The sequence below is a fragment of the Sulfuricurvum sp. IAE1 genome, assembly GCF_004347735.1.
In the GTDB taxonomy this organism is placed as follows: Bacteria; Campylobacterota; Campylobacteria; order Campylobacterales; family Sulfurimonadaceae; genus Sulfuricurvum.
This window is the reverse complement of the sequence record NZ_SLTI01000011.1, coordinates 1-4,855: the sequence shown is the minus strand read 5'-3', so window position 1 is coordinate 4,855 and position 4,855 is coordinate 1. Positions and strand designations below refer to the sequence as shown.

The following is a 4,855-nucleotide window of genomic DNA, read 5'->3' as shown; positions in this document are numbered from 1 at the left end:
GTTCTCCTCCGCGCTCTGGCCTTTCTCAACTATGGGGTGGCCTGATAGCACTCCTGAACTGAAAAAATATTATCCCACAAGCGTGCTTGTTACAGGTTTTGATATAATATTCTTCTGGGTTGCAAGGATGATCATGACAGGCGTGAAGTTCATGGATGACATACCCTTTAAGGATGTCTACATTCACGCCCTTGTGCGTGATGAGCATGGCCAGAAGATGAGCAAGTCCAAGGGGAACGTAATTGATCCTCTCATTATGATTGAAAGCTACGGTACAGATGCATTCAGGTTCACCCTTGCGGCTTTTGCTGCCCAGGGGAGAGACATCATCCTTTCAGAGAAGAGGATTGAGGGGTACAGGTCTTTCTGCAACAAGATATGGAATGCAACAAGATTTATACTGATGAACCTGGGTGAAGATTTCAAGCCCGCAATGCCTGATACTTCGAAGCTTGAAGTATTCGACAGGTGGATGCTGCACACTGCAAATATGGCTGTAAAGAATGTCAATGCTGCGCTTGAGGAGTACAGGTTTAACGAAGCTGCAAATCTGATGTACGAATTCTGGTGGAACGAATTCTGCGACTGGTATCTTGAACTGGTGAAGCAGAGGATCTACTCAAAGGACCCGGCATCGGGAGATTCTTCTGATGCGGCCAAACAGGTGTTATACCATGTTCTTAAAACAGGTCTCAAACTCCTCCACCCCTTTATGCCTTTTATAACTGAGGAGATCTGGAGCATTATAAAGACTGATGTAGAAACTGATATTATGGTATCGCAGTGGCCTGAATATAGTTCTTCAATGGTTTTTGCTGATGAATCGCTTTATGCTGAAACCTTTAAGGAGATAATATATAAAATCAGAAACATAAGGGGGGAGATGAATATTCCCCCTGACAAAAAAGCTGCGGTTGTGTTTAAAACAGTGAACCCGTTAATGATTAAAATAATAAATACAGAATCTGTACACATTCAGGCACTCGCGAAAGTTGAATCTGTTGCAATTGACGCGGATTATACCCCTGAAAAAACGGATGCTTCAGCAGTTATGACTGACCTCGAAATATTTTTACCGCTTAAAGGCCTTATCGACACTGATAAGGAGAAGGCGAGGCTTGAAAAGGAGATCGGGAAAATTATCCAGGAACTTCAGAGAGTTGAAGGGAAGCTGAATAATGAGAGCTTTACCGGAAAAGCCCCTGCTGATGTTATAGAAAAAGAGAGAGCAAAACAGAAAGAGTACAGAGATATGCTTGAGAAGCTTCAGGAGAGCCTCTCAAAGCTGAATTAGTAACTATAGAAAACATTAACTATCCCGGAGGATAAAATGAAACGTATTTTTACACTTACATTATTTATGCTTATACTGAGCTCTTCCGCGTTTTCAATAGCGCTGGATGACCTTCAGATTAAACCTGTAACTGCTGACAGGGTTAAATATTTTCCTGTGCCTGATGATAATAAAAATTATATGTTCCTTCAGGCAATTGATAACGACAGTTATATTGTAATTGGAGATTTTTCAGGTGTTGAAAAGGTTATTGTTCTTATTACAGACAAGGGAAATGACAACACCGTTGATTCGGTTACTGAATATTTCCCTCAAAGCAGGAATTACAGAATTAAGAAATCATCTGACTCCAGATTTTTTACTACTGATCTGGCAAAACTGAAAAAGCAGATTATTACAGGGAGCATTTATAAAAATAACTATACGGATGAAATGAAGTCTTCAGATGCCCTTGAAGCTATGCTTAAGAAAGATGATAAAATCGCGGTTTTTGAAGACGTGTACGGATTCAATATAAAGCTTTTTGAAATTGATGAGACAAACAAATACTCCGCAAGATTTACTTACGGGAAAAATGCCGGAGGATATTATCTTCAGTTCAGGACAGAATATTACAGGAAGAACTACGGTACAGAGATTAAGCCTGTTCTGAAATATTCAGTTTACTGCAGGGATACTAATGATCCTGTTGTAAAAGAATATGTTGAAGGACTTTTTAAAATAAGGGCACCAAAAGTTCTTTCAGCGAAATAATTCTATTTAAATATCTCCCCCGGTAAAATACGGGGGAGAAAAAATTTTTTTATATTTTGCACTTCACTTTCCCCATTTCAAGAGCATGGAGTCTTGCTTCTTTTCTCTGCAGTGCCTCACAGCTCCTTCTCTTCTCATCATCAGTTTCCAGTATAATCTGTGGTATCTGCTTTGTTTTTAGATTTTCATCAAGGGATACAAATGTAAGGTAAGCGGAACCTGTATGCCTTACTTCCCCTGTAACAAAGTTTTCCGCTTCAATACGTACACCGATCTCCATTGATTTTGTTCCCACATAATTGATGCTGGCGCTTACACGAAGAAGATCTCCGACAAAAACCGGTGAGTGAAAGTCGATTCTGTCAATTGAGGCTGTTACTACGTTACCGCCGGTATGTCTTACCCCTACTATACCTGCGGTATTATCTATAAGCTTCATTATAGTTCCGCCATGTACGTTGCCCGCAAGGTTCGCATCCTGGTGAGTCATCTGCTGTACAACTGTTATACTGCTATCTTTTACGCTTTTAGGTTCCATAATTCTCTCCTTATTAAAAAATGTTTTTTTTAAAATTAAAATGTCTGTCATGCGATTTTTAGATTTTAATTAAATACTAATATTTTATAATAATAAATTGTTTATATACCGGCAACTGTTTTTTTTATTTTTTTTGCGGAGAAATATTTCCGGTTTAAATAATTACAGCTTTTCCGGAATCTTTTTATTCATAAGGGATAAAGCAAGATGTGCGGCATCTGTACCTTTCCCTTTTCTGAGAATTACAATAATACCGGTATCATTGCTTCCTCCAGTGAACAGGCCGTAAGAGTGATGGGAGTTTGTCCCAGCAATAACTGTTCCTGTTTTTCCCCATATTTCAGGGGAAATAGCAGCAGGTTCGATGAGTGTATCAGTTCTGTTCTTCGCGGGTTTTGCTGTACCTTCAGTGAATGTTTTTTTAAGTGCACCGGATATTACAGCAGAGGCATCTGAGGAAATCGCGTTGTCCGGGTTGTGAATATACATAGTGAGCGCCATAATATCTCTCACAGAAATATCGGTACTGAAGTTGAGTCCGGCAAGGAGTTCACTCCATTCTTTGTTATTTTTTGTTTCAGGGAGACGCATGGATATCCCCCTGGATTTTACAAATCTGTTGAACCATTTTGTAAATTGATCTTTATTGATTTCATTATACAGTGAGGCGAAGTAGATGTTGCATGAGTTATAAATTGCGCTCCTTATGTCTGTCGGGCCATGGCCCTTTCTGTCCCAGCAGTGGTCAGGTAAAGGGTGAGGGTTTTCTGCAGAACAGTTATATGTATAATTGAAAAAGAGATCGGGCCTTTCACTGGCGAGGTATATAACAGTAAAGAGCTTGAATAGGGAACCGCACGGGATTCTCCTTTCCAGAAGAGAGGCCCCGGTTGAAGCAGATTTTATATTTCCGTTATGTATGTTGTATGTAACATACTGATAGCTCCGGTCAGCTTTTCCGTTCTGGAGATATTTCAGATCCGGGTAGTAATGCTCAAGTATTTCATATCGTGAATAACCTCTGTCCGCAAGCTGTAACGCTCCATCAAGACTTATGCCTGTGCAATGTCCCAGGCCGGAACCGGTAAAATTAAATTCAGAGTTATTGAAACTAACGGAGTAGTTATTGCTCTTGATAAAGTTCCACCCTTTTTTTCTGTTTACTTTCAGGCGGAATTCCTCAGGGGCAATATCAGTTATCCCAATATTTGTGCGCAGATAGATGATCTCATTTGCAGGGTTATAGTCAATCCCATGCACTTGCATGTTTTTGCCGGAACATATAATTGATGAGAGTTCATCCGCCCTGATGGAGGCAGACCAGGTCCTGTGAAGATTTTTGCTCAGCATAAGGTTTTCCGCATAGAGAATATCTGCCGGTGGTTTAATTTTTCTCTTTCCTGAATTGAATACTGATTCTGAGAAGAGCCTGCCGCCGCTGGATGTATGAAAGAATAGTCCGTAAGCGATAGCAGATGTATTAATGTAAGGCCCGCTTACAGGATTAAGTCCGCTCCTCCCTTTATAAGTCTGGCAGCAGGTGAGATCGCAGAAATCCGAGTCAGGATGTTTTTTTTTCAGAGAGTCAATGCGGCATCTTCCATTAATTGCAAGTGCGAGAGCGAAAAGCGCTTCGGTTTTCTCCGGGGGAGTGTAGCCAAGTTCAGCAGAGGCTGAATCCACTGCGTACTGTGCCGGAGTTTCGTGGACAAAAATTTTCAGAGCCCCCATCTGGCGTGTAATTTCAAGGGGGAGAGGATAGAGCCTGTATGCATCATCTATTTTAATTCTGCAAAGAGCATTATTATCATGAGAGTATATAACGCATTTTTTGAAATTAAGGGATCTGTTCTCACAGAAGATACTGTAAATACCGTCTGAATACTGGATCTTCAGCGAGTTCGTAAAAAATTCCGAGTCATCATAACGTATCACAGTCCTTGCAGGGAAGTTAAACTTCAGTTCGGCGGTTTTATTTTCTTTTAATAGTCTCAGATGTTTTGAGAGAATATTAATTTTTACCATAGTGCAGCTGTTATGCTGTGAATGCGTAACTGAAGTATCCGGGAAGAGAAGTATAATAAAAGTGAAGAGAAGAGGGGGAAAAATCCCCCTCCTGAAGAATTTATTCATTATTAACATCAATAATCGCAGGCTGACTCCATCCCTGCACAGACTCCTCATACATGCAGCTTATCCTTGACGGACGCATGATGAAACTGCCGGGGAGTTCAGCACGGATTATATATGCTATTTCATATTCCTTATTT

The 4,855-nt window shown here is 40.4% G+C and carries 4 protein-coding genes; 2 read left to right on the top strand and 2 right to left on the bottom strand.

From position 1 onward, the window contains the following. On the top strand, nucleotides 1-1,294 hold a 1,294-nt coding region (locus E0765_RS02585), incomplete at its 5' end, for a class I tRNA ligase family protein (RefSeq protein ID WP_165921632.1). A gap of 36 nt (nucleotides 1,295-1,330) precedes the next feature. Next, nucleotides 1,331-2,047, top strand: a complete 717-nt coding sequence (locus tag E0765_RS02580; protein WP_132811671.1) for a hypothetical protein — start codon at nucleotides 1,331-1,333, stop codon at nucleotides 2,045-2,047. Between the two features lie 49 nt (nucleotides 2,048-2,096). Here the strand turns inward: E0765_RS02580 and E0765_RS02575 are convergent, their stop codons facing one another. Further along, nucleotides 2,097-2,585, bottom strand: coding sequence for an acyl-CoA thioesterase (locus E0765_RS02575; RefSeq protein ID WP_132811670.1), 489 nt, complete (start codon nucleotides 2,583-2,585; stop codon nucleotides 2,097-2,099). A gap of 162 nt (nucleotides 2,586-2,747) precedes the next feature. Then, nucleotides 2,748-4,610 carry a penicillin-binding transpeptidase domain-containing protein gene (locus E0765_RS02570; protein WP_165921631.1) on the bottom strand — a complete coding sequence of 621 codons (1,863 nt, stop codon included), beginning with the start codon at nucleotides 4,608-4,610 and terminating at the stop codon, nucleotides 2,748-2,750. Nucleotides 4,611-4,855 lie beyond the last annotated feature (245 nt).